The sequence below is a fragment of the Citroniella saccharovorans genome (genome assembly GCF_035481615.1).
GTDB classification, from domain to species: domain Bacteria; phylum Bacillota; class Clostridia; order Tissierellales; family Peptoniphilaceae; genus Citroniella; species Citroniella saccharovorans.
On the sequence record NZ_JAYKOT010000003.1, the window covers coordinates 616104 to 639948 of the forward strand.

General features: G+C 28.8%; 24 protein-coding genes and 2 tRNA genes. 24 read left to right on the forward strand and 2 right to left on the reverse strand.

Annotated elements, in window-relative coordinates; genetic code table 11:
* The first annotated feature begins 4 nt into the window (after positions 1–4).
* The 5 genes from rnr (at position 5) to VLK81_RS05335 (ending at position 5135) form a co-directional block, all read left to right on the forward strand.
* Positions 5–2110, forward strand: a complete 2106-nt coding sequence (gene rnr, locus VLK81_RS05315; RefSeq protein ID WP_324619626.1) for a ribonuclease R — start codon at positions 5–7, stop codon at positions 2108–2110.
* Positions 2103–2558 carry an SsrA-binding protein SmpB gene (smpB, locus tag VLK81_RS05320; protein ID WP_324619627.1) on the forward strand — a complete coding sequence of 152 codons (456 nt, stop codon included), beginning with the start codon at positions 2103–2105 and terminating at the stop codon, positions 2556–2558. Before rnr ends, smpB begins: the two co-directional genes overlap by 8 nt.
* Entirely contained in the window at positions 2558–2926 is a 369-nt protein-coding gene (locus VLK81_RS05325; protein WP_324619628.1) for a metallopeptidase family protein, read from the forward strand. The genes smpB and VLK81_RS05325 overlap by 1 nt, the downstream gene beginning before the upstream one ends.
* A 200-nt stretch (positions 2927–3126) precedes the next feature.
* A complete protein-coding gene (locus tag VLK81_RS05330) occupies positions 3127–3711 on the forward strand; it encodes a DnaJ domain-containing protein (RefSeq protein WP_324619629.1) in 585 nt (194 codons plus the stop codon).
* 71 nt (positions 3712–3782) lie between these two features.
* Complete coding sequence (locus VLK81_RS05335; RefSeq protein ID WP_324619630.1) at positions 3783–5135, forward strand: hemolysin family protein; 1353 nt, start codon at positions 3783–3785, stop codon at positions 5133–5135.
* A gap of 18 nt (positions 5136–5153) precedes the next feature.
* Here VLK81_RS05335 and VLK81_RS05340 read toward each other — a convergent pair whose 3' ends face one another.
* Positions 5154–6281 (reverse strand): polysaccharide deacetylase family protein, encoded by a 1128-nt coding sequence (locus VLK81_RS05340; protein ID WP_324619631.1) that lies wholly within the window; start codon positions 6279–6281, stop codon positions 5154–5156.
* A gap of 121 nt (positions 6282–6402) precedes the next feature.
* Here VLK81_RS05340 and deoC point away from each other — a divergent pair, with 121 nt between their 5' ends.
* The 4 genes from deoC (at position 6403) to VLK81_RS05360 (ending at position 9595) form a co-directional block, all read left to right on the forward strand.
* Positions 6403–7053 (forward strand): deoxyribose-phosphate aldolase, encoded by a 651-nt coding sequence (gene deoC / locus VLK81_RS05345; protein ID WP_324619632.1) that lies wholly within the window; start codon positions 6403–6405, stop codon positions 7051–7053.
* 3 nt (positions 7054–7056) lie between these two features.
* Positions 7057–7464 (forward strand): cytidine deaminase, encoded by a 408-nt coding sequence (gene cdd / locus VLK81_RS05350; protein WP_324619633.1) that lies wholly within the window; start codon positions 7057–7059, stop codon positions 7462–7464.
* Positions 7465–8769 carry a thymidine phosphorylase gene (locus tag VLK81_RS05355; protein ID WP_324619634.1) on the forward strand — a complete coding sequence of 435 codons (1305 nt, stop codon included), beginning with the start codon at positions 7465–7467 and terminating at the stop codon, positions 8767–8769.
* A 172-nt stretch (positions 8770–8941) separates the two neighbouring features.
* Positions 8942–9595: a hypothetical protein gene (locus tag VLK81_RS05360; RefSeq protein WP_324619635.1), complete on the forward strand. Its 654-nt coding sequence runs from the start codon at positions 8942–8944 to the stop codon at positions 9593–9595.
* Between the two features lie 153 nt (positions 9596–9748).
* Here the strand turns inward: VLK81_RS05360 and VLK81_RS05365 are convergent.
* Positions 9749–9833, reverse strand: a tRNA-Leu gene (locus tag VLK81_RS05365).
* 85 nt (positions 9834–9918) lie between these two features.
* On the opposite strand from VLK81_RS05365, the gene VLK81_RS05370 reads away from it, so the two are divergent.
* The 15 genes from VLK81_RS05370 to VLK81_RS05440 all read left to right on the forward strand — a co-directional run bounded on the left by VLK81_RS05370 (position 9919) and on the right by VLK81_RS05440 (position 23838).
* Positions 9919–11208 (forward strand): M18 family aminopeptidase, encoded by a 1290-nt coding sequence (locus tag VLK81_RS05370; protein WP_324619636.1) that lies wholly within the window; start codon positions 9919–9921, stop codon positions 11206–11208.
* 158 nt (positions 11209–11366) lie between these two features.
* Positions 11367–11597 carry a hypothetical protein gene (locus tag VLK81_RS05375; RefSeq protein WP_324619637.1) on the forward strand — a complete coding sequence of 77 codons (231 nt, stop codon included), beginning with the start codon at positions 11367–11369 and terminating at the stop codon, positions 11595–11597.
* Between the two features lie 14 nt (positions 11598–11611).
* Positions 11612–14275 (forward strand): DNA polymerase I, encoded by a 2664-nt coding sequence (gene polA / locus VLK81_RS05380; protein ID WP_324619638.1) that lies wholly within the window; start codon positions 11612–11614, stop codon positions 14273–14275.
* Positions 14262–14876 carry a dephospho-CoA kinase gene (gene coaE / locus VLK81_RS05385; RefSeq protein WP_324619639.1) on the forward strand — a complete coding sequence of 205 codons (615 nt, stop codon included), beginning with the start codon at positions 14262–14264 and terminating at the stop codon, positions 14874–14876. Before polA ends, coaE begins: the two co-directional genes overlap by 14 nt.
* Positions 14873–15511 (forward strand): lytic transglycosylase domain-containing protein, encoded by a 639-nt coding sequence (locus tag VLK81_RS05390; protein WP_324619640.1) that lies wholly within the window; start codon positions 14873–14875, stop codon positions 15509–15511. The genes coaE and VLK81_RS05390 overlap by 4 nt, the downstream gene beginning before the upstream one ends.
* Positions 15512–15586: 75 nt before the next feature.
* Positions 15587–15672: transfer RNA gene (locus VLK81_RS05395), tRNA-Leu, on the forward strand.
* Between the two features lie 24 nt (positions 15673–15696).
* The gene (rsxC, locus tag VLK81_RS05400) at positions 15697–17016 is read left to right on the forward strand and encodes an electron transport complex subunit RsxC (protein WP_324619641.1); all 1320 of its coding nucleotides are present in this window, start codon (positions 15697–15699) and stop codon (positions 17014–17016) included.
* Position 17017: 1 nt separating this feature from the next.
* Positions 17018–17971, forward strand: a complete 954-nt coding sequence (locus VLK81_RS05405) for an RnfABCDGE type electron transport complex subunit D (RefSeq protein ID WP_324619642.1) — start codon at positions 17018–17020, stop codon at positions 17969–17971.
* Entirely contained in the window at positions 17971–18555 is a 585-nt protein-coding gene (locus tag VLK81_RS05410) for an RnfABCDGE type electron transport complex subunit G (protein WP_324619643.1), read from the forward strand. Before VLK81_RS05405 ends, VLK81_RS05410 begins: the two co-directional genes overlap by 1 nt.
* 9 nt (positions 18556–18564) lie before the next feature.
* The gene (locus VLK81_RS05415) at positions 18565–19182 is read left to right on the forward strand and encodes an electron transport complex subunit E (RefSeq protein WP_324619644.1); all 618 of its coding nucleotides are present in this window, start codon (positions 18565–18567) and stop codon (positions 19180–19182) included.
* Positions 19175–19750 (forward strand): electron transport complex subunit RsxA, encoded by a 576-nt coding sequence (gene rsxA, locus VLK81_RS05420; RefSeq protein WP_324619645.1) that lies wholly within the window; start codon positions 19175–19177, stop codon positions 19748–19750. Before VLK81_RS05415 ends, rsxA begins: the two co-directional genes overlap by 8 nt.
* Before the next feature lie 9 nt (positions 19751–19759).
* Positions 19760–20608, forward strand: coding sequence for an RnfABCDGE type electron transport complex subunit B (locus VLK81_RS05425; protein ID WP_324619646.1), 849 nt, complete (start codon positions 19760–19762; stop codon positions 20606–20608).
* Between the two features lie 127 nt (positions 20609–20735).
* Positions 20736–21038 carry a DUF4298 domain-containing protein gene (locus VLK81_RS05430; RefSeq protein ID WP_324619647.1) on the forward strand — a complete coding sequence of 101 codons (303 nt, stop codon included), beginning with the start codon at positions 20736–20738 and terminating at the stop codon, positions 21036–21038.
* Positions 21039–21223: 185 nt separating this feature from the next.
* A complete protein-coding gene (locus VLK81_RS05435) occupies positions 21224–21778 on the forward strand; it encodes a TetR/AcrR family transcriptional regulator (protein WP_378142969.1) in 555 nt (184 codons plus the stop codon).
* A 5-nt stretch (positions 21779–21783) separates the two neighbouring features.
* Entirely contained in the window at positions 21784–23838 is a 2055-nt protein-coding gene (locus VLK81_RS05440) for an efflux RND transporter permease subunit (RefSeq protein WP_324619648.1), read from the forward strand.
* Positions 23839–23845: the final 7 nt, after the last annotated feature.

Consider the following 23845-nt stretch of genomic DNA (forward strand, 5'->3'; position numbering starts at 1 on the left):
TATTATGCTTAAAGAGAAAATCTATAATTATATAAATAGTGAAGATTATAAGGGTCAAACTAAGGAAGAATTAGCTAAAACTTTTGGTTTATCAGTAGGTGATTATAGAGAATTTTTTAGAGTTTTAATAGATATGGAAAAAGAAGGACTAATATATCTTTCAAGAAAAAATAAATATTTAAAATTAGATAATGAAACAATTGAGGGAGAGATTATTAGCAAACATAATGGATATGCTTTTTTTAAATCAGATAAACTTGATTCTGATGTTTATATAAATGAAAAAAATTTAAAAGGTGCTATGAAGGGCGATAAAGTTAGCATTGTAATAATCAAAGATATGTCTAAAAATCTCAATATGGAAGGCAAGGTAGTAAAGCTCTTAAGCAAGGAAAGAAATTTTGTTGGAGATATTATTAGACATGGAAAAAAATATTTTTTTGAAAGCTTAGATGATTCTCTAGATGAAGATTTATATATTAAAAATGAAAATTTAAACTCAGCAAAAAATGGTGACAGGGTTATTTGTGAATTAATAACAAGAAATAAGGGTCAAAAAGCAAATGAAGCTAGGGTTGTAGAAATATTAAAAGAAAAAAATGAGGAAGCGCTTGAAATAACTTCTGTCGCTAGGATGTATGATATGCCATATATTTTTCCAGAAGAAGTATTACAAGAAGCAAATTCCTTTTCTGATGAAGTTTTAGAAAAAGATTTAAAGGATAGAACGGACTTTTCTAATCTTCTTACTGTAACAATTGATGGAGAAGATGCTAAAGATTTTGATGATGCAATATCAATTGAAAAAAAAGAAGATTATTATAGACTATATGTTCATATTGCAGATGTTTCTCATTATGTAAAGTCTGGATCAGCATTAGATAGAGAGGCACTTTCTAGAGGAAATTCAGTATATTTATTAGATAGGGTTATACCTATGCTTCCAGAAAAATTATCAAATGGTCTTTCATCATTAAATCCTGGTAAAATTAGGCTAACTCAAAGTGTTCAAATGGATATTGACTTAGATGGAAATGTTTTAAAATATGATTTTTTTGAATCTTTTATTAAATCTGATTACAGATTAGTTTATAATGATGTTTCAGATTATTTAGAAAATGGAAAAGATGTTTATAAAGATAATAAGCTTAAAGAAATGTTAAATTTTTCAAATGAGCTTTATAAGATTTTGAGAGAAAAAAGGATTAAGAATGGAGCCTTAAATTTTGTATCTAATGAAGCAAAATTTACTTTTGATAAAGAGGGTAGGGTTATTGATGTTTTTAGGGATATAGATAGAACAGCAAATAGAATTATAGAAGAATTTATGATTGTAACAAATATTACTGTTGCTGAACATTTTGGCAATATGGAAATTCCCTTTATTTATAGAATACATGATAAGCCAAGTGATGAAAAGCTTTACGAAATTAAGCCAATATTTTACTCTCTAGGTTATCAGATTAAAGGTAATAATCTCTATTCAAAAGACTTTCAAAAAATACTCGAGGCCTCAGAAGGTAAGCCTGAAGAAATGATAGTTTCAACTCTTCTATTAAGATCTATGGCAAAGGCAAGATATGAAAATCAAAGAGCTAGTCATTTTGGTTTAGCTTTAGAATACTATACCCACTTTACCTCTCCAATAAGAAGATATGCTGACCTTTATATTCATAGAATTTTTAAATCTTTTGTAAAAAATAGACTTTATTTTGATGGGATTGATAATAAACTTAAGTCTATTGAAAAGATATGCGATCATATATCTTTTACTGAAAGAAGGGCAGATGAAGCTGAGAGAGAAGTTGAAAAGCTTCTTAAAGTTATTTTAATGGAGGGAAAAATAGGAGAAGTTTTCGAAGGTGTAATCAGTTCAACGACTTCTTTCGGATTATTTGTAGAGCTAGAAAATACTGTGGAAGGCCTAATTAGCTTTAATAGTATGACAGATGATTTTTATATATTTGACGAAAATCAATTTTTAGTTTATGGACAAAAAAATAGGAAAATTTACAAGATTGGACAAAGGGTTAAAGTTAGACTCGTAAATACAAATCTTAATAGAAGAGAAATTGATTTTGAAATTGTAGATGGTGATGAAGATGAATGATGAAAAAATAATTGCTAATAATAAAAAAGCTAGACATGAATATTTTATAGAAGATGTTTATGAAGCAGGGATTGTTTTAAAGGGGACTGAAGTTAAATCTATAAGGCAGGGAAAAGTTTCAGTAAAAGAGGCTTTTTGTCAAATAAAAAATGGAGAATGCTTTGTAGTAGGAATGCACATATCTGAGTACGATCATGGAAATATATATAATTTAGATCCCTTAAGAGATAGAAAACTACTTTTAAATAGAAGAGAAATCGACAAGCTTTTGGGAATGGTTAAAGAAAATTCATATACTATAATTCCTTTAAATGTTAAATTAAAAAATGGACTTATAAAGCTTGATATTGGTCTTGCAAGGGGTAAAAAATTATATGATAAAAGAGATGTTCAAAAATTAAAAGATGCAAAAAGACAAATTGAAAGAGCTTTGAGAGAAAGATACTAATGATATCAATAGATGAGTTTGAAGATTTAGTTGAAGAAATACTAAAGACATATCCTAAAGAAATCTTTAATCAACTCCATGGTGGTATTTGCATAATAGAAGATTTAAAATACCATCCTGAGTCTAAAGCAAATGACTTATACATTATGGGAGAGTACACTAGATCAAGTCATGGAAATAGTATAAAATTATACTATGGTTCTTTTTGTGAAGTTTATAGATTTTCAAGTGTAGATGCTTTAAGAGAAGAAGTAGATAAGGTTTTAAGACACGAATTTACTCATCACTTAGAAAATCTGTCAAATTTAAGAGATCTTGAAGAGTTTGATAAAGATCAGATCGAGAAATATAAAAATAAATATAAGTAGGTAGGTAGATTAATTGAATAAATTTAAATCCGGATTTTTTAATGGGCTTGGTAAGGCAATATACTGGTTTTTTCAGTTTTTTATTGTGATTTTTTTCTTTTCTAACAAATATTGTTGATGAGATTAGAAGTATAATTTTAACAGTAATTGGAATGGGCTGTATTTTTATATTTTTTACACCATTTTTATTGGCTTTTTTTATGAAACCAGTAGTATTTACACTAACAATATTTTTTATAGGTTTTCCACTTTTAGGTAAAATTCTAGTTTCATTTTTAAAATATGAGCAATTTGTAACTACTGAGTTTCTTTTTGCAAAAGCTGAGTTTTACAAAACAGGTAAAGGTGAAAATATTTCTTTTTCTGAATATAAGAGGGTATTTAAAGAAAAGGAAGAAGAGGCAAGAAGAAAAAGAGAGTCTGAGGAAAGAAAAGCTCAAGAGGAAGCATATAGGAGGGCATTTGAAGAATTCTTTAGAAATGCAGGAGGAGCTTATTATAGACAGTCTTATGGAGGGGGAAGTGGTCAGTATAATTCTTCCTATCAAACAGTCTCAAACTTTAAGGATGAATATGAAAAAAATGCAAGGATACTTGAAGTAGATCCAAAGAGTGATAAGTATGAGATTAAGTTAGCATATAGGAAAATGGCTAAAAAGTACCATCCTGATCTTAATAAGGAAGAAGGGGCAACAAAGAAATTTCAAGAAATTAATTCAGCTTTTGAATTTTTTACAGATGAAAATATAGAAAGATACAGAAAGATGATAGATATAAATAAGTAAAATCTTGAAATTTTAAAAAAATTTTGATATTATATACTATATAATAATTTATTTTTAGGAGGAATGTTTATATGGATTCAGACTCTGGGCCGGCGATTCTGCCCGGATTAGTTTTGATTTTTGTACTTACTTTAGTAAATGCTTTTTTTGCTGCTTCGGAGATGGCTTTAATTGCAGCAGATAAAAATAAACTTCAAGAAAAAGCTGATGAAGGTAATAATAGGGCTAAACTTATATTAAAAATTAGAGAGGATCAATCTAGATTTTTATCAACTATTCAAGTTGGTATAACTTTTGCTGGATTTTTCTCATCTGCCTTTGCTGCAACTGGAATATCTACTAGATTAGCTAGTTTTTTTGAAAGTCAAGGTATATTATATTCTGACAGATTAGCTATTATAATTATTACTATTTTATTATCTTTTTTTACTTTAGTTTTTGGAGAACTTGTTCCTAAGAGAGTTGCTTTGAATCATGCAGAGAAATTTTCTCTATTTGCTGTTGGTACTATTGATATTTTTGCTAAAATAACAAAACCTTTTGTTTTTCTATTATCGGTTTCAACTAATTTTATTTTGAAACTTCTTGGAATAGATACAAATAATGTCGAGGAAAAGATTACTATGGAAGATTTAAGATCCATAGTTTCTGTAGGTCAGCAGCAAGGTGTTATAAATCCTATAGAAAAAGGTATGATAGATTCCATAATAGGATTTGACGACAAGTTAGCAGAGGAGATAATGACTGCTAGAACTGAAGTATTTATGATTGACGTTGAAGATGATATTAATGAATATATTGAAGAATTAGCTCAAATGCAGTATTCTAGAATACCAGTTTATGAAAACAACGTTGATAATATTATTGGTATTTTATATGTAAAAGACTTGTTAAAAGCTAGCCTTGAAGGAGATTTTAAAAATATAAACATTAGAGAGATTTTAAGACCAGCTTATTTTGTTCCTGAAAGAAAGAATATTAATGATCTTTTTCTTGATTTAAAAGCTTCAAGAAACCATATTGCTATTTTAATTGATGAATATGGTGGATTTTCTGGAATTGTAACCATGGAAGACTTAATTGAAGAAATAGTCGGAGATATAGATGATGAGTATGATTATGATGAACCTGAAATAACACAAGTAAATGCTAAGTCTTATCTTGTTAAAGGCAGTGTTTCTATTAAAGATTTAAATACTAGATTAAATACTGAACTTGACGAAGAAACTGAAGATTATGATTCTGTTGGAGGGCTCGTAATTAATGAACTTGGTTATATTCCTGAAGATGGTGATAATTCGAGTGTTTTGGTTGATGGAATTAGATTTACAATTGTTGAAGTTGAAGATAATAGAATTTCTCAATTAAAAGTTGAGATTACAGATCAGGCGGGGAAAAAAGAAATAAATAATGAAGAAGAGTAGGAATATTCCTACTCTTTTTTAGTATTTTAATATTTCTTTGTTTTGAATATCTTTTAAATTTTCAGCATACTCTATTGGAACTGTAACTATATCTGGCTCTCCATCGGATATGAATCTTTCACTAGGATTATCATCAAGGTATTTTATCCAATCTCTAATCCCAACTCCATCAACATCTATTTCTGAGCCTGTAACCCTATGAATTGAAAGTGGATCAAAATCTACATGATAAGGAGAATAATATGGATCCCATCCTACATTCAATATTGCAAAATTTTCGTAGCTATAACCTTCATAAGTTCCTTTTCTAAGTGCTTCAGTTGCTTCTTCTGATTCTGGTCTGGATCCAAATGGTAGGGCGAGCATATCTATTTTGTAGCCTTCTTTTTTTACTAGAGATTGAAGATATTTTCCTTGAGCACCTACTTCATAAGTAATTTCTTCCTTATTCATAGGAGTTAAATCTGGATGATTTACAGTATGATTTGCAATATCCATATAATTATTTAATAGGAAATCTATCTTCTTTTCTTCTGTTCCTTCTTGTCTAAAAGGAACTTGTCCATTTCCAAAAAAGCTTGCGTAAGGTTTAATATCTTTGTGTTTTTCAGCAAACTCTAGCAAAATAGCAACAGCACAATCTGGATCAAGAGAACCATCTTCTAGATATTTAAAATTATTGTCATTAGTGTCATCAAATGTTAAGACGTATGGGGTTTTTCCAATTGGAGTTATAATATTCCCATTTACATAATCTCTAAGGGAGATAGGATGATAACCCTTTTCATATAGTATTTCTAAGTCCTCTCTTAGCTTTTCTGGGCTCCTAGTGTATGGACCTTCTTCACCAATTCCATGGTACATAAAGACCATTATTCTTCCCATTTCATTTGGCTTCTTGCTTAAATCTATTTTTAATAATTTATCTTCTTTTTTATTACTAATATCTTTATTATCTAAATTTTGATCATCTGATTTTTGATCGCTATTTTCAGTGTTATCTTTAATCTTGTTTGAATTATTTTCATCTGTTATTTGTTCTGTATTATTGCTTTTTTGTATGTTATCTTTTGTTTTATCAGTGTTTTTATTGCAAGATGAAAAAAACAACATAATCATGAGCAATATGAGTATTTTTTTCTTCAATTTAAATCCCCCTTATTAATTTTTATCTTTATCTTTATTATAGCACACAATGCTAATATCTAACATTACAATTTGTTGACAATTATATTTTTTTAAAATAAACTGAAATTGAGGTGATTAAATGCAAGTATCTGAAGTTTTAAAGTATGTTGATTATACTATGCTTAGTAATGTAGGCAATTTAAGTGAATATGAAGCATTTTTAAATAAAGCTTTAAAATATATGCCAGCTAGTGTATGCCTTCCAGGTTTTTTAGTTCCCAAGGCTAAAGAATACCTAGCTGGGAGGGTAAAAATTACAAGCGTAATATCTTTTCCTCTAGGATATTCAAGTACAGAATGCAAAATATTTGAAGCAAAAAGCTTAGTAAGTCTGGGTGCATCTGAAATTGATATGGTAATGAATATAAATGAATTTAAAAGTGGAAATTATAATTATATTTTAGATGAAATAAATAAAGTAAAGGATGCTATAAATGAAAATATTTTAAAGGTTATAATAGAAACATCTCTTTTAGATAGACAAGAGATAATAAAAGTTACAAGACTTGTATCAGACTCAGATGCTGATTATATAAAGACTTCTACTGGTTTTGGAAAATATGGTGCAAATTTTGAAGATGTAGGTTTAATCTTAAGTAATAAAAGAAAAAGTCTAAAGGTTAAGGCTTCTGGTGGAATTAAAAGCATAGATGAAGCGATAAAATATATTGAGCTTGGTGTAGATAGGATTGGCAGTTCAAAGATTATAGATAGTTTAGAAAAGGATTAGTAAATGAATATAGAAAAATTAATAAAAATAGCGATAGAAAATTTGAAAAATTCTTATTCTCCTTATTCTAAATTTAAAGTATCAGCAGTTTTAGAAACAAAGGAAGGAGAGCTTTATACTGGAGTTAATATAGAAAATGCATCCTATCCTGCAGGTATTTGTGCAGAAAGAGTAGCTATTTTTAAAGCTATTTCAGAAGGGAAAAAAGATTTTAAAAGACTTGTTTTAATAGCAGAAGCTAATAACAAATTAAAAATAGCTTATCCATGTGGAATTTGTAGGCAAGTTTTAAATGAATTTAAAACAAATAATTTTGAAATAATAGTTGCTAGTTCTATAAATAATTATAAAATATATAATATAGACGAGCTTTTGCCATATTCCTTTGGATCAAAAGATATGGAGGACTAGATGAATATAATAGATATTATTGAAAAGAAAAAGAGAAAAATCGAGTTAAGTAGCGAAGAACTTGAATTTTTTTCCAAGGGAACCATTGAAGGATCTATAAAAGATTATCAAATATCAGCTTTTTTAATGGCTATTTATTTTAATGGTTTAACTAATAACGAATTATATACATTAACAGACCTTATAGCAAATTCAGGAGAAAAAATAACTTTTAATAAAAAAGATAAAAAAATTATAGATAAGCATTCAACAGGTGGAGTTGGAGATAAGACAAGTTTAATAGCACTACCACTTGCATCCAGTTTAGGTCTTACAATTTCTAAATTATCAGGAAAGGGACTCGGACATACAGGTGGAACTATAGATAAACTTGAATCAATTCCTGGTTTCAGAACTGATTATTCTTTGAAAGAGCTTGAAGAAATTTCAGAGAAAAATGGAATAAGTTTAGGTCAAGGAAGAAAAAATATAGCTTATTTAGATAAAATATTATATTCGATTAGGGATGTTACTGGAACTGTTGATTCAATTCCTTTAATTGCATCTTCTATTATGGGGAAGAAGTTAGCTATAGATTCTGATGGAATAGTTTTGGATGTTAAATGCGGTTCGGGCGCTTTTATGAAAACTTTTGATAGAGCTAAGAATCTAGCTGAGACTATGGTTAAAATCGGGAAAAATCATGGCAGGAATACAGTCGCAATCATTAGCAATATGGACCAGCCTCTAGGTAGTTATATAGGTAATTTTTTAGAAGTTATAGAAGCTTATAAAATTTTTTGCGGCGAAGGAGATAAAGATTTAAGAGATCTATCTATAAGTCTATCTTCATACATGATAAAGCTTGCGGGTAATAATTTAGAAAGCTATGAAGAAATTTATAAAAGATGTGAAGATAATTTGGAAAATGGAAAAGCACTAGAAAAATTTAAGAGTTTTATTGCTGAAGAGGGAGGAGATTTTTCATATATCGAGTCATACGAAGAGTATATGAAGGATGAAAAATTCCTAGATATAATTATAGAAGAAGACGCATATATAAGTAGTATAGATACTGAGGAAATTGGGAAAACTGCACTTTTATTAGGAGCTGGAAGATATAGTGTAACAGATGTTATTGATTACAAGGCCGGAATAATCATGTATAAAAAAATAGGTGATAAATTAGATAAAAAGGATAGGATAGCTAGACTTTATTCCAGTTCAGATGAAAAACTTCTAGAAGCTAAGGATAGATTTTTAAAAGCTATAAAATTTGGTAATGATATTAACAAAAAAGATATAATTATGGATGTTATTGAATAAAGTTAAATTGTAATGAAATTGTAAGACTTTATTTTAATTTGAGAAATTACACATTTTTTGGAAGTATATTTAGTATATTTTAAATAATATATAAAGATTTAAAGTATTCTCTATTGTTCTTTTTATTATTTATTATATAATTTATATAGAATAAACTATAAGGAGAATAATCATGAAAATCAAAAAAATAATTCTATTTTTTATATTTACAATTTTGTTTGTCTCTTGCAATAAAAACAAACTATCAGCCGAAGATACTGTAAAAGTATTTTTAAAGGAAAAGTATTACGGAACCAATAAAGATACAGGTAAAGTAGAAATTGATGATAAACTTAATAAATTTTTTCAATATACGGAAGACGGAAAGGGATATAGATTAGATAAATTTGAAATTTTAGATAAATATGAAAATGATGATTATATTAACTTTTTAATTGAACATGGTATTTCAAATTTAAGTGGATCTGGTTCAATTACTATATCAAGGATACTTTTAAAAAAAGATGCAGATTCCTATATAGTAGAGAATATGATTAATTCTGGTACAGATAGCATGCCAATTTATAAGAATTCATATGATGAAGACAAATTAATTAAGCTTGTAAGAGAAAGCTTGAATGAAGTTACAGATAAAAATAGTGTTATTTTCATTAATGATAAACACTTCACTGAAGTTGATGACGATGATATTAGAGAAGAAATGAAAAAATATATGGGAAATATCTATGGGTTAATTGGATTTTATTCAAAGTCTAAAGATGATGAAAGAAGTGAAATTCTTCTTGATATCTTAAAATGTAATGATTATAAAAATAGGAATGAATAATTTTTTAGATAATAAGCTTCTTTAATATGGAGCTTATTTTTTATTAATTTAAAAACTTATTAAAAATAGTAGGTCTACACAATCAAAAAAAGATTAAATTTAGGTAAAGTATTTGAAAATAAAAAAACGTGCTTATGCACGTTTAAAATGTTTTGGTGCTCCGGAAGGGAATCGAACCCTTAAGGATTTCTCCGCATGATTTTGAGTCATGTGCGTCTGCCAGTTCCGCCACCGGAGCATGAAATTACTATAACATGTTATGAAGAAAAATTCAAGATTTTTGTTTTTAAAAATTTAGGGTATAATAGCTTTGAGGTGATTTTATGAATGAAAATTTATTAATAAAAGATTTAATGGATTTTATTGATAGGTCAAAAAATGCTTATTTTGCGACTGAAAATTTAAAGAATTCTTTACTAGATAATGGATTTATTGAGCTAAAAAAAGATGAGTCTTGGGATCTTATGTTTGATGAAAAATACTTTTATACAAATAACGATTCTTCTATTTTAGCCTTCACTACTCCTAAAAACAAGGTCAATTTTAGGTTTCAAATCGTTGGATCTCACAGTGATTCTCCAGGATTTAGGATAAAGCCGATACATGAAAAAAAGATTAAAGGAGATTATATTAGAATAGATACAGAAGTATATGGTGGACCAATAGTTTCTACTTGGTTTGATAGGCCACTTTCTGCTTCTGGTCGTGTAGTATTAAAAAGTGACAACCCATTAAAGCCAAAAGTAAAACTTATAGATTATGATAAGGATTTAATGATTATTCCTAATCAATGCATTCATATGAATAGGGAATTAAATAATGGCTATAAATATAACTATTCTATAGATACTCTTCCTATAATGGGTATGAGTGAAAAAGATTCTGAAAATTATCTATTAAAAAATATTTCTGAAATATTAGAAGTTAGTGCTGATGATATTTTAGATTTTGATCTTTATCTATATCCAAGAGAAAAATCTACATTATTAGGTTTAAATGATGAATTTATATCTGCACCAAGACTAGATAATTTGGCGATGGCACATGCTTCATATAGGTCTTTTGTAGAAAGTTTTTCACAGGAAGCTGTAAATGTATTTTTTGTAAGTGATAATGAAGAAGTTGGTTCTATGTCTATTCAAGGGGCGGATTCAACTATGCTTTCTGATAGTATTTTAAGAATTTCAAAAGCTCTAGGATTTACTGATGATGAATATTTCGAGGCCTTAGGTAGATCATTTATGATTTCAGCAGACCAGGCTCACGCTGTCCATCCAAATCTTACTTTTAATTCAGACGATTTAAATTATCCTATAATTAATCATGGACCAGTTATAAAATATGCTGCAAATAAAGCCTATACTTCAGATGGCCTTTCAGCTTCAATATTTAGACAGATTGCTGAAAAAGCTGGCATGCCTATACAAGTCTTTACTAATAGATCTGACAAAAGGGGAGGCTCTACAATAGGACCTATTAGCCAGTCACATATAAATATCCTATCTCTTGACATTGGAAATCCAATACTTGCAATGCACTCTATAAGAGAACTTGGAGGGGTTAAAGATCATTATTATTTGTATGAAATTTTGAAGGAGTTTTATAATTTGTAGATTAAAAGAGCCGTTTGGCTCTTTTTACATATTAATTATTAAAATATTAAATAATTATTTATTAAGGCTAAATATTTAAGTAAAAATATATATAGCAATTCTATTTATAAGAAAAAAACTAAGTATTATGATAAAATATATATATCAGAGGTGGTAATTTGAAAAAAATAGTTCTAAATTTAGATGATGAGCTTTATGATAAATTTTTGAAGTATTCTATTTTTAAAAATTTTGAAATTGAAGATTATATTATACAAATTTTTAAAGATTTTTTAGATAGAGATGAGGAATATAGGATATATAGAGATAAATTTTTAGAAAACGAAATAAAAATTGATGGAGAAGAAGATGTTTTAAGAGCTTTGGGAATTTTTTCTGATGATGAATAATATAGGGGGGATTTATGGATAAATTATATTTAATCGATGGATCATCGATGCTATATAGGGCTTTTTTTGCTATAAGAGATTTAAAAACTAAAACAGGCATACCAACTAATGCTCTTTACGGCTTTTTAAGAATGTTTTTTAAGATAAAAAAAGAATATGATATGAAATATGTGGCTGTAGCTTTTGATAGGAAAGAAAAAACTATTAGAGCTGAATCTTATGATGCCTATAAGGCTAATAGAGAAAAAGCTCCAGATGAACTAAATATTCAATTTGGATTAATTAGAGACATATTAAATGATATGGGAATTAAATTTTTCGATATGATTGGATATGAAGCAGATGATATTATAGGATCAATTTCCAAAAAATTTTCAGATAAGGGTCATGAGGTTATTATTTTTACTGGTGATAAGGACTATCTTCAACTTGTAGATGAAAATATAACTGTCATGTATAACAAGAGGGGAATTTCTGAACTAGAAGAATATGATCTTAAAAAAATTAGGGAGAATTACGATCTAAATCCTAAAGATTTAATTGAATTAAAAGGGCTTATGGGAGATAAGTCTGATAATATTCCTGGTGTTTATGGAATTGGCGAAAAGACAGGTATTAAATTAGTTAAGGAATTTGGAAAAATTGAAAATATTTACGATAATTTAGATAATATATCTTCAAAATCTACAAAAAATAAGCTTGAGGGAAACTTAAAGACAGCCCTAATGAGTAGAGAACTTGGTAGAATTATTATAAATTTAGATTATTCTGATAACTTGGAAGACTATAAAATTTCCAAAATAGATAAAGAGGAGATAATAAAAGATTTTGAAAATCTAGAATTTAATACTTTTTTAGAAGAATTAGACTTGACAAATCCTGAAGAAAATAATGGATCTGATAGAAAATTAGATTTTGAAAAAATAGATAATTTAGAAGATTTTGAAAAAATTTTTAAATCAATTAAAGATGGATCTAGAACTTTTATGAATATTTTATTTGAAAATGAGGTATATACAAGGTCTAAACCCTTTGCGGTAAGTCTAAAGAAGGAAAAAGAGGATTTAGTTTATATATACTATCTAAAATCAAGTAAAGATTTTTCGAATAAATATTTAGCTAGTTTTTTATCTAGTGAAAATATTGTAAAAATTTTTTATGATTCTAAGCCATGCCACTACGCCTTAATCAAAGAAAATATAGATCTAAATTGTTATGAGGATATTTCAATAATGAGCTATCTAAATTCATCTAATAACTCTGGAAAATCATTAGATGAATATTTGAGTTTAGAATCCTATCCCCTAACTAGCACTCTTAATTCTCTTATTGGAAGTGGAAAAAAGAAAAAGTCTTTAGACGAAATACCAAAAGCTGACTTAAATTTATATCTAGCTAGTTCGACTTTTTATTTAGAAGAGGCTTTTTATAGGGAAAATAAAATTCTGGAAGAGCTTGAACTTAGAGACTTATACAAAAATCTTGAACTACCACTTGTTAGGGTCCTAGCAAGTATGGAAGAAGAAGGATTTAAAGTTGACTCAAATATTTTAAATGAGATTAATAATAGAGCAAGTGAAAAGATTAAGGATTTGGAGAAGGAAATAATTGAAGATGCTGGCTATGAATTCAAAGTATCATCTCCTAAGCAAGTTGGAGAAGTTTTATTTGATAAACTTGGACTTCCAGTAATTAAAAAAACAAAAACTGGCTATTCAACAGATATTAAGGTTTTAGAAAAGTTAATTGACAAACATGTTATTGTACAAAAAATAATAGACTATAGGTTCTATACAAAATTAAAATCAACATATATAGACGGATTAATACCCTTAATTTCTGATGATGGAAAAATCCATACAACCTTTATGCAAAATGTAGCACAAACGGGGAGGCTTTCTTCAGTAAATCCGAATCTACAAAATATCCCTCAAAGAAGTGATTTAGCTAGGAAAATTAGAAAGGCGTTTATAGCAGGAGATAAAAGAGTTCTTGTTGATAGTGATTATTCTCAAATTGAACTTAGGGTACTAGCTTCTCTTTCAGAAGACGAGAATATGATTAGTGCTTTTAAAGAAGGAGTAGATATTCATACAAAAACAGCATCCGAAGTTTTTCATAAAGATCCTAAAGATGTAACGAGAGAGGAAAGAAGTCATGCTAAGGCAGTTAATTTTGGAATTATATATGGTCAAACTGACTACGGACTTTCTGAAGAATTAAAGATTTCAAGGAAAGAAGCTAGAGAATATATTGATGGATACAAGGCTTCATACCCACAAATAAAAACATATATGGATGAAATAGTTGAACTGGCAAAAGAAAAGGGATATTCGGAAACTATATTAGGAAGGAAAAGAGCCATTAGTGAGCTTCATTCTTCTAATTTTAATATAAGGTCTTTTGGGGAGAGAATGGCTTTAAACACACCAATCCAGGGATCAGCTGCAGATATAATCAAAAAAGCTATGCTTAATGTGTATAATAAATTAAAAGAAAATGGACTAAAATCTAAGTTAATTTTACAGGTGCACGATGAGCTAATTGTGGAGACTTTTGAGGAAGAGCTGGATCAGGTAAAAAAAATTGTAAAAGAAGAAATGGAAAATGTAATTAAATTAGAGGTTCAATTAATTGCTGATATAAGTATAGGTAAATCTTGGTATGACGCAAAATAATATAGTAACTGGTGAGATTGCTTCAGGTAAAAGTGAATTTTGTAAAATTCTAAGTAAATTAGGCTACAGTGTTTACTACGCTGATAAATATACTAAAATGCAGTACAATAAAGAAAATTTAAATCAGTTAGAAAATATTTTTGAATTTAAAATTGATCTTTTAAATATTGATTATAGGAAGTTAAGAGAGATTATAGTTAATGATTCAAAAAAGAAAAGGAAATTAGAAAAATTTTTATGGCCAAAAATTTTACTATCTATAAAAAAAGATATTGAAAAAGATAACAAAATACAGAAAAAAAAATTTTGCTTTATAGAAATTCCATTATACTTTGAAGCTAGAGATATAGTTGATAAGATTTTAACTCCTAATAAAATTATTTATATTAAAAGATCTTATGAAAGTAGACTAGAGGATTTGATAAAAAGAGATAAGATTTCACCAAGGCTAGCTAAAAATCATATAGACACTTTAAAGTATGATTCAGAAAATTATAATAAAGTGGATTATATTATAGATAATAATCTTGACTTAAATAGTCTTGAAAAAAAGGCTAAAAATATGATAAAATTACTTGAAACAGGTGAGGTGATTAAATGAAAGCTTTAAAAGCGTTTTTAATTGGAATTTTATCTTTAGTATTTGTCCTATTTTTAATAAGCTTTGGTACAGTATTTTTTAAAACAACTACAATGAAAATTGAATATGAGGATTTAATTCATAAATATGCTGAGGAGTATGATGTTGATGAGCTAATGATAGCTTCAATTATAAATGTGGAGTCTGGATTTGATAAAGACGCTCATTCACATATGGATGCAAAGGGACTTATGCAAATCGTAGATGAAACAGGAAAGTGGATTAGTGAGCAGCTTGGAGAAGATTATTCATTTGAAAAATTAGTTGATCCAGATATGAATATAAGATATGGAACATATTATTATAAATACCTTTTAGATCATTTTCAAACTAAAGAATTGGCCTTGGCAGCTTATAACGGTGGAATTGGAAATGTTGAAAAGTGGTTAGAAGATGAAAATATTTCTCCTGATGGAGTGACTTTAAAAAATATTCCTTTTGAAGAAACTAAAAATTATGTAGAAAAAGTAGAAAATTCTTATAATCAGTATTCATTATTTTATGGAGATCACATTCCAGAAGAAAATAATTCTAAAAACATAATGAAATTAGCATGGAAAAATTATAAAACTTTTCTAAAAGATCTAGTTAAATAACTAGGTCTTTTTTATTTTTATTTATTACTTCTTGAAAATATTTCTACTTATTATATAATAGAATATGTTAAAGATGCAAAAGTGGTGGAATTGGTAGACACGCTACTTTGAGGGGGTAGTGAAGAATATTCATAGGGGTTCGAGTCCCCTCTTTTGCACCAAATTTAAAAAAGGGAGGTAATAAAATGTCAGAAGCTACATTTAGAGGTGGAGTACATATGCCAGATGGAAAGAGCCTTACTTCAAACAAAGAAGTTATTGAGGCTCTTAATCCAGATTCAGTTGTAGTAAGCTTGCAGCAACACATTGGTGCCGGCCTTGAAAGTTTAGTTAAGGTAGGAGACCATGTTTTAAAGGGCCAAAAAATTGGTGATAGCAAAGCTTTTCTTTCTGTACCTGTTCATTCACCTATATCTGGAGATGTAGTTAAGATTCTTGATATTACAACTCCATCAGGAGTTATGACTAAGGGAATTGAAATCAAGAATGATTTTAAAGAGGAACTAGGATACGAGGAAACTAACAGGAATTATGAAAGTTTATCAAATAAGGAAATCCTAGATTTAATTAGAGAGAAAGGGCTAGTTGGACTTGGAGGAGCTGCTTTCCCAACACATATAAAACTTTCTCCACCAGATGATGTTAAGATTGATACAGTTATAGTTAATGGTGCAGAGTGTGAACCATACTTAACTGCAGATCAGAAGATTATGGAACTTAAAGGTGATAGTTTAATCACAGGTTTAAAGATTGCAATGAAAGTTGTTGGAGCAAAAAATGGAATTATTGCAATAGAATCCAATAAGCCAAAGGCAATAAAATTATTAAGTGAAAAGGCAGGTCAAACTAATAATATAAAGGTTGTATCTTTAAAACCAAAGTATCCACAGGGGGATGAAAAGAGGATAATTGATGCAACTACTGGTAGAATAGTTCCTTCGGGAGCACTTCCTATGAATGTTGGTGTTGTTGTTGTAAATGCTTATTCAACTGTTAAAATATATGAAGCTGTAGTAAAAAATTCTCCTCTTATTGAAAGAATTGTTACAGTAACAGGTGAGGGAGTTGTAAATCCTATCAATGTTTTAACTAAAGTTGGTGTAAGCCTTGGATATTTAATTGAAAAGGCAGGAGGATTTAATGGAGAGCCTGCTAAGGTTATTGTTGGTGGACCTATGATGGGTGAAGCTCAATTTTCGATAGATGCTCCAAGTGTTAAAGCAACAGGCGGAATTTTAGTAATTAACAAAGCAATGATTAAAGATGATATAGAACAAGCTTGTATAAGATGCGGTAAATGCGTTGATGTATGTCCTGTTTATTTGGAGCCTCCTACAATAGTTGGAGCTGTTAAAAATTCTAATTATGATATGTTAGCTAAGCTTCATATTATGGACTGTATTGAGTGTGGAAGTTGTTCTTACATTTGTCCTTCAAAGAAGCCTATTTTAGCCACTATAAGAATTGGTAAAGGCGAAATAAGAAAGAAATCAAGGAGAAATTAAAATGGAAAATATTGAAAAGAAAGAAACGCTAGTTTTAAATAATCTTCTTATTGGTTCTTCTTCACCTCATGTAAGAAGTAGTGAAACCGTTCAAAGAATTATGCTTGATGTTATTATTGCACTTATTCCAACATCAATAGCAAGTGTTTATTTTTTTGGATTAAGAGCTTTACTATTAATTATTGTAACTTGCATCGCTGCTGTTGTATCTGAAGCTTTGTGCCAAAAAATGTTTAAAAGACCAGTTACAGTTTATGATTTATCTGCTGTTGTTACTGGAATGATATTAGCACTTAATTTACCAGTTACTTTTCCTTTATGGAAGGCTGCACTTGGGGCTGTTTTTGCCATAGTAGTTGTAAAGCAGTTTTTCGGTGGTCTTGGTTCAAACTTTATGAATCCCGCACTAGCAGCTAGAGCTATGCTTCTTGCATCTTTTGGGAAAGAAATGTCTAATTTTACTAAACCACTTACAGATATGGTTTCTCAAGCAACACCTCTTGCAGGCGGTGAGATTCCAAGCAATTTAGATTTATTTTTAGGAAATGTTGGTGGATCAATTGGAGAAGTTAGTAAGCTAGCTATATTAATTGGAGCTTGCTATTTATTAGTTAGGAGAGTTATTGATATTAAAATACCTCTTATTTATATATTAACTACATTTGTTTTATCATTTATATTTGAAAAAAGCTTAGATGGAGCAATTTTTCAAATTTTAGCTGGTGGACTAATTTTTGGTGCATTTTTTATGGCAACAGATTATGCAACAACACCAATTAACCCACTTGGACAAATTATTTTTGCCATTGGATGCGGAGTACTTACAACTATAATAAGGCAATTTGGTGGTTATCCAGAAGGGGTTAGTTTTTCAATTATAATTATGAATATTTGTGTACCACTTATCGAAAAATATACTATGAGAAAGACATTTGGAACAGGAGGTAGCAAATAATGAAAGAAATGAAAACTTTAGCTTTAAGACTATTTATTATTACAGCATTTGCAGCCTTTATTTTATCTCTTGTCAACAATTTTACTAGTCCAGTTATTGCCGATAGAAGAGCCAAAGAACTTGAAGAATCTTTAAGACTTGCTTACTCAGATGCTGATGAAATTGTAAAAGATGATGAGAGTGAGGTTAGTTCACTATTGGAAAAGACTGAAAACTCTGCCGTAAAAGAAGTTTTTAAATGTTCAAAAAATGGTGAAACTACTGGATATGTATATAGAGTTGTATCCAAGCGTGGATATGGTGGAAGCATTGAGTTTATTGTAGGAATTGAAAATAGTGGAGAAACTACAGGTTTTAAAGTTTTATCTTCTCAAGAAACTCCAGGCTTTGGTAAAAAAGCTGAGGAAGAAGCGTTTGAAGAAGGGGTTAAAGAAAACAACGTAAATTCCGGAGAGCTTGTAGCTGCTGAAAATCCTTCAACTGATACAGATATTCAAGGAATTTCTGGAGCAACTATTTCTACAAATTGTATTCTTAGAGGGTTAAATGCTGCTGCCAATGTTCATAAAGGATTAGTAAAGTAGGAGGAATATATGAAAAAGATATTTTTAGATGGTATTTTTAAAAACAATCCAGTAATTGTTCAGCTTGTCGGACTATGTTCAGTACTTGCTATTACTACAACTGTTACAAATGCACTTGGTATGGGAGCGGCTGTTATTTTTGTACTTACAGGTTCCAACTTAGTAATTTCACTACTTAGAAATTTCATTCCAGACAAAGTAAGAATTCCTGCATATATTGTAATTATTGCAACTTTTGTAACTCTTATCCAAATGCTAATGGAAGCTTATTTATCAAGCTTATATTCTTCTTTGGGGATTTTTATTCCGCTTATAGTAGTTAACTGTATTATTCTTGCAAGAGCAGAATCTTTTGCTTCAAAAAATGGTGTTTTAGCTTCTATAGTTGACGGACTAGGTAATGCCATTGGATATACCTTTGCTGTTGTTATAGTTGCAACCATTCGTGAACTTTTTGGCTCAGGTACTATCTTAGGACTTAGAATAATTCCTGAAGAATTTATCATTCCAATTTTCACACAAGCACCATTTGCATTTATTATTCTTGGAATAATTATAGCTGTATTTAATAATATTAGTAAAAAAAGAAAGTTGAAAGAATTAAAGGAGGAAGCTTCTCGTGGATAATTTATTTGGAATAATCATTGGTTCAATTTTTGTAAATAACTTCGTTCTTGCCCAATTCCTTGGAATTTGTCCAGTTCTTGGAGTTTCTCAAAAAACTGAAACAGCTTTTGGTATGGGCTTAGCAGTTACATTTGTAATTACTATGGCTTCTGTAATCACTTATTTTATTCAAAAATTAATACTTGATACGTTAGGACTTCAATATTTGCAAACCATAGTTTTTATTCTTGTAATTGCTACTTTGGTACAATTTATTGAAATGGTAATTAAGAAAACATCTCCTAACTTATATAATGCTCTTGGAGTTTATTTACCACTTATTACTACTAACTGCGTAGTTTTAGGGGTTGCGATTTTAAATATTGAAGCAGAATATAATTTATTAGAAGTTATTGGAAATGCTTTAGGAGCATCAATTGGTTTTATAATCGCAATTGTTTTACTTGCTTCAATCAGAGAAAAATTGGAAAATGCACCAATTCCAGAAGCTTTAAAAGGAGTTCCTGCAGCCTTATTTACAATTGGTTTAATGTCAATTGCATTTATGGGATTTAAGGGACTAGTATAGGAGGAATTAATGGATAATTTACAAACAATATTAGTACCAGTATTGGTACTTGGAGGACTAGGTTTAGTTTTTGCTATTCTATTATCTTATGCATCTAAAGTTTTTCACGTTGCTGTAGATAGGAAAGTTGCAGAAGTTAGAACAGCTTTACCTGGAGCAAACTGTGGTGCTTGTGGTTTTCCCGGATGTGATGGTTTAGCTGAAGCAATTGCAAAAGGTAAAGCTCCAGTTAATGCATGTCCAATAGGAGGAGCACCACTAGCTGAAAAGCTCTCCGTAATTATGGGAGCAGAACTTGTTACTTCTGATAAGGAAGTTGCTGTAGTAAAATGTCAAGGTGACAAAAACAAGGCAAAAGATAAATATGAATATGTAGGACAGTTTGATTGTAGAGCTATTAATAATATTCAAAATGGAAATAAAGCATGCTCTTATGGATGCCTTGGTGGAGCAAGTTGTCAAAAAGTATGTCAATTTGATGCTATAGACATGGTTAATGGGATTGCAGTTATTGATAAGGAAAAGTGTACTGCTTGTAGAGCTTGTATTGACACTTGTCCTAAAGAACTCATTGAATTAGTTCCTTATAAAATGCTAGCTTTTGTAAAATGCAAATCACATGACAAGGGAGCTGCTGTTAGGAAATCTTGCTCTATCGGATGTATCGGATGTAAAATTTGTGAAAAACAATATCCTGAGGGATTTGTTGTTGAAGATAATCTAGCTAGGGCTATATATGATCCAAATAATGTAGATATGGAAAAGTTAAATCTTGCAATTTCTAAATGTCCTACAAAATGTATTTTCCCTGGACAAGCTATTGAGCCAGCTAAAGCAACAGATGTTGTTAGTGCTTAACTAGTATCAATTTTTAAAAGATTATTATAACTATAATTTAAGCTTTTTCTATCTTATGATAGGAAAAGCTTACTTTTATATAAATTTTTAGATAAAAATTTTTTTTGAAAATGATGGAGGAGAGAGTATGGAAATAGAAAAAGTTAAAGAATATCAAGATATATATGATAAACACTTGAGTACAATTAATCAAGTTCAAAAGAGTCTAAAACTCTTAAAAAAATCCCAAAAAGAATACAAAAAATTATTAGACTATTATTATTCTGAACAATTCACAAAAGATTTTGATGATTCAAATACTTTTCCAATACCTGATGGGATGGATTTGGGAATTTTATCGGAAGATGCGATTTTTGATTTGATTGGAGAAAATTATAATTTAGGCGTAGAACTAATGGAGATAGGATTAAAGATTATTAAAGATAATTAAACTTTGAGCTGAAACTTTTTGTTTCAGCTTTTTTTATTTAAAAAATAAAAAATATCATAAAAACTATTGAACATTATTCATAAAGATGGTATTATATATAAGTAACAAGCATGAACATTGTTCATTTATAAAAAAGGAGGTAAATTTTGAATCTAAATCTTAAAAAAAATAAAGAAATTGAAATAATGAATGCTGCTATGAAGATATATAGAAAGAAGGGAATTGATAAAACATCTATAAGGGATATTATGTCAGAGACAGGATATAGTTTAGGATCTTTTTACCTTTATTTTACAGATAAAGAAGATTTAAAGGAAAAATTAGTAGTTAATATTGCTGTAGATTTGGTTTTAAAAGCAGAGAATAGCTGCTATGAAAAAGATCCCGTTGAAAGATATATTTCATTTATAAATTATATTTTTGACTATTTTATAGATCATCCATTTGAACTTGAGATTATTAGTCAAAATATTAATTGGGCATTATATTCTAAAATTGAAAATGATAAGGACTTAAAAGAAGCAGAGACTACTCTTCAATTCATATTAAATAGATATGAGTCTTTATTTTCTAGTGAATATACTTATTCACAGAAGTTATATATTCTCTCTTTGACAATAGAGATTTTAATTTCAACATGTAAAAGCACATTAATGGAAGGTGCTATTCTTACTATAGAAGAAGCAAAACCTGTTTTGTATAGTCTAACAAAAAAAATGTTTTATAGAGATAGGAGGTAAATAATATGAAAAAAGTTTCAAAATATATTTCACACCATCCACGTTTGGTATTACTAATAATGACTTTATTATTAATTCCTTCTTGGATAGGATATAAAAATACTGGTGTGAATTATGATATTCTTTCTTATCTTCCTAGTGATCTTAATTCAACTAAGGGACAGGAAATATTAGATAAGGATTTTAAAAATGCAGCAACTGGAATGCTCCTTTTAAAGGGATCAGACTATGATGCAAATAAAATTATGAAAGAAATTTTAAAAATAGAGGGTGTTGAGGATGTAATTTGCAAGTCTTCAATTATAGGAGATAGTATTCCAAATGAGTTTTTACCTGATGAAATAAGAGATGTTTTTTACTCCGAAGATTCAACTCTTTTAATGATAAAATTTAAAGAATCTTCATCATCATTTATAACAATGTCTGCAATTGAGCAAATTAGATCTATTGAATCAAAAGAAAAATTTTTAAGTGGAATAAGTTCTGTTGTCAAAGATACTAAAGATCTAATCGACAAAGAAACACCTATTTATGTAGGATTAGCTGTTATACTAGGCTTAATTATTCTGAGTATAACAAACGAATCTACAATTATACCATTTTTGTTTCTATTAAATATAGGATATGCAATTTTATATAATTTTGGTACTAACATAATTATGGGAGAAATATCTTATATTACTAAAGCGATAGCTGCGGTTTTACAGCTTGCTGTAACTATGGATTATTCAATTTTTCTATATCATAGATATGTTGAAGAAAAGAAAATTTATGAATCTAAAAATGAAGCAATGGATAATGCAATACAAAAAACAATTTCTTCTCTTTTTGCATCTTCACTAACTACTTTTGCAGGATTTATAGCTCTAGTGTTAATGAGACTTGGTCTTGGTAGAGATATAGGGCTAGTAATGAGTAAAGGAGTAATTTTAGGTTTAATCTCTACAGTAGTTGTTCTGCCACCAATGATATTAGTTGCAGAAAAGCTTGTAAATAGATTCAATCACAAAGTTCTTCTTCCTTCTTTTGAAAAGACATCTAATTTTACTCTTAAATATAAAAAAACTTTATTTGTAGTTTTCTTACTTTTATTTATACCAGCTATTTATGGATCAACACATACTAAAGTTTACTACAATCTTGATAGATCTCTTCCAAATAATTTAGAGTCAATTGTAGCTTTAAATAAAATGAAAAAAGATTTTAATATGGCTTCAACTCATTTTGTAATAGTTAAAGACGACATATCTAATACAAGTATGAAAAATCTTGTTAATGAGCTAAGAAATGTAGAAGGAATAAATAATGTTTTAGGAGTTAATTCTCTAACTGGACTTACTATTCCAAACTATATGATACCTGAAAAATTTAAGAATAATTTTGAAAATAATGGATACCAAATGATTATGCTAAATTCAAAATATCAAACAGCCTCACAGGATGTATCAGAACAAGTTGATAAGATAAAATCTATAGTTGAAAAATATGACAGTGAAGGATATTTAACTGGAGAAGCCGTTCTAACAAAAGATCTAACAAAAATTTCTGATCGTGATTTTAGGATGGTAAATATTGCTTCTATTGCAATAGTATTTTTGATAATTGCTCTTGTATTTAAATCTATTGGTATTCCAATAATATTAATTGCATCAATTGAACTTGCAATATTAATAAATATGAGCCTTCCTTTTTACTTGGGACAAACAATACCTTTTGTAACATCAATTATTATAGGCGTTATTCAACTTGGATCGACAATAGATTACTCTATTTTAATGATTAATAGATTTTTACATGAGTATCAAATTAATAAAAATGTAAATGAATCTTTGGCTGTATCTGTTAAAGAAACTTCTAAATCAATTGTATCTTCTGGACTTTCTTTTATGGCAGCAACAATAGGTGTAGGCTTATATTCTAAAATGGAGATTGTATCTACAATTTGTAGCTTTTTAGCTAGAGGTGCTGTTATTAGTATGATTACAATAATTTTGTTCCTTCCAGCAATTATTAGTATTACATTTCCATTTATAAAAAAGACAACAAAAGGATTAAATTAGGAGGTTT

Excerpts from the sequence above, each read along its gene's own strand:
- rnr (WP_324619626.1), top strand. The coding sequence starts at position 5 with ATGCTTAAAGAGAAAATCTATAATTATATAAATAGTGAAGATTATAAG.
- smpB (WP_324619627.1), top strand. The coding sequence starts at position 2,103 with ATGAATGATGAAAAAATAATTGCTAATAATAAAAAAGCTAGACATGAA.
- VLK81_RS05325 (WP_324619628.1), top strand. The coding sequence starts at position 2,558 with ATGATATCAATAGATGAGTTTGAAGATTTAGTTGAAGAAATACTAAAG.
- VLK81_RS05330 (WP_324619629.1), top strand. The coding sequence starts at position 3,127 with ATGAAACCAGTAGTATTTACACTAACAATATTTTTTATAGGTTTTCCA.
- VLK81_RS05335 (WP_324619630.1), top strand. The coding sequence starts at position 3,783 with ATGGATTCAGACTCTGGGCCGGCGATTCTGCCCGGATTAGTTTTGATT.
- deoC (WP_324619632.1), top strand. The coding sequence starts at position 6,403 with ATGCAAGTATCTGAAGTTTTAAAGTATGTTGATTATACTATGCTTAGT.
- cdd (WP_324619633.1), top strand. The coding sequence starts at position 7,057 with ATGAATATAGAAAAATTAATAAAAATAGCGATAGAAAATTTGAAAAAT.
- VLK81_RS05355 (WP_324619634.1), top strand. The coding sequence starts at position 7,465 with ATGAATATAATAGATATTATTGAAAAGAAAAAGAGAAAAATCGAGTTA.
- VLK81_RS05360 (WP_324619635.1), top strand. The coding sequence starts at position 8,942 with ATGAAAATCAAAAAAATAATTCTATTTTTTATATTTACAATTTTGTTT.
- VLK81_RS05370 (WP_324619636.1), top strand. The coding sequence starts at position 9,919 with ATGAATGAAAATTTATTAATAAAAGATTTAATGGATTTTATTGATAGG.
- polA (WP_324619638.1), top strand. The coding sequence starts at position 11,612 with ATGGATAAATTATATTTAATCGATGGATCATCGATGCTATATAGGGCT.
- coaE (WP_324619639.1), top strand. The coding sequence starts at position 14,262 with ATGACGCAAAATAATATAGTAACTGGTGAGATTGCTTCAGGTAAAAGT.
- VLK81_RS05390 (WP_324619640.1), top strand. The coding sequence starts at position 14,873 with ATGAAAGCTTTAAAAGCGTTTTTAATTGGAATTTTATCTTTAGTATTT.
- rsxC (WP_324619641.1), top strand. The coding sequence starts at position 15,697 with ATGTCAGAAGCTACATTTAGAGGTGGAGTACATATGCCAGATGGAAAG.
- VLK81_RS05405 (WP_324619642.1), top strand. The coding sequence starts at position 17,018 with ATGGAAAATATTGAAAAGAAAGAAACGCTAGTTTTAAATAATCTTCTT.
- VLK81_RS05410 (WP_324619643.1), top strand. The coding sequence starts at position 17,971 with ATGAAAGAAATGAAAACTTTAGCTTTAAGACTATTTATTATTACAGCA.
- VLK81_RS05415 (WP_324619644.1), top strand. The coding sequence starts at position 18,565 with ATGAAAAAGATATTTTTAGATGGTATTTTTAAAAACAATCCAGTAATT.
- VLK81_RS05425 (WP_324619646.1), top strand. The coding sequence starts at position 19,760 with ATGGATAATTTACAAACAATATTAGTACCAGTATTGGTACTTGGAGGA.
- VLK81_RS05430 (WP_324619647.1), top strand. The coding sequence starts at position 20,736 with ATGGAAATAGAAAAAGTTAAAGAATATCAAGATATATATGATAAACAC.
- VLK81_RS05435 (WP_378142969.1), top strand. The coding sequence starts at position 21,224 with ATGAATGCTGCTATGAAGATATATAGAAAGAAGGGAATTGATAAAACA.
- VLK81_RS05440 (WP_324619648.1), top strand. The coding sequence starts at position 21,784 with ATGAAAAAAGTTTCAAAATATATTTCACACCATCCACGTTTGGTATTA.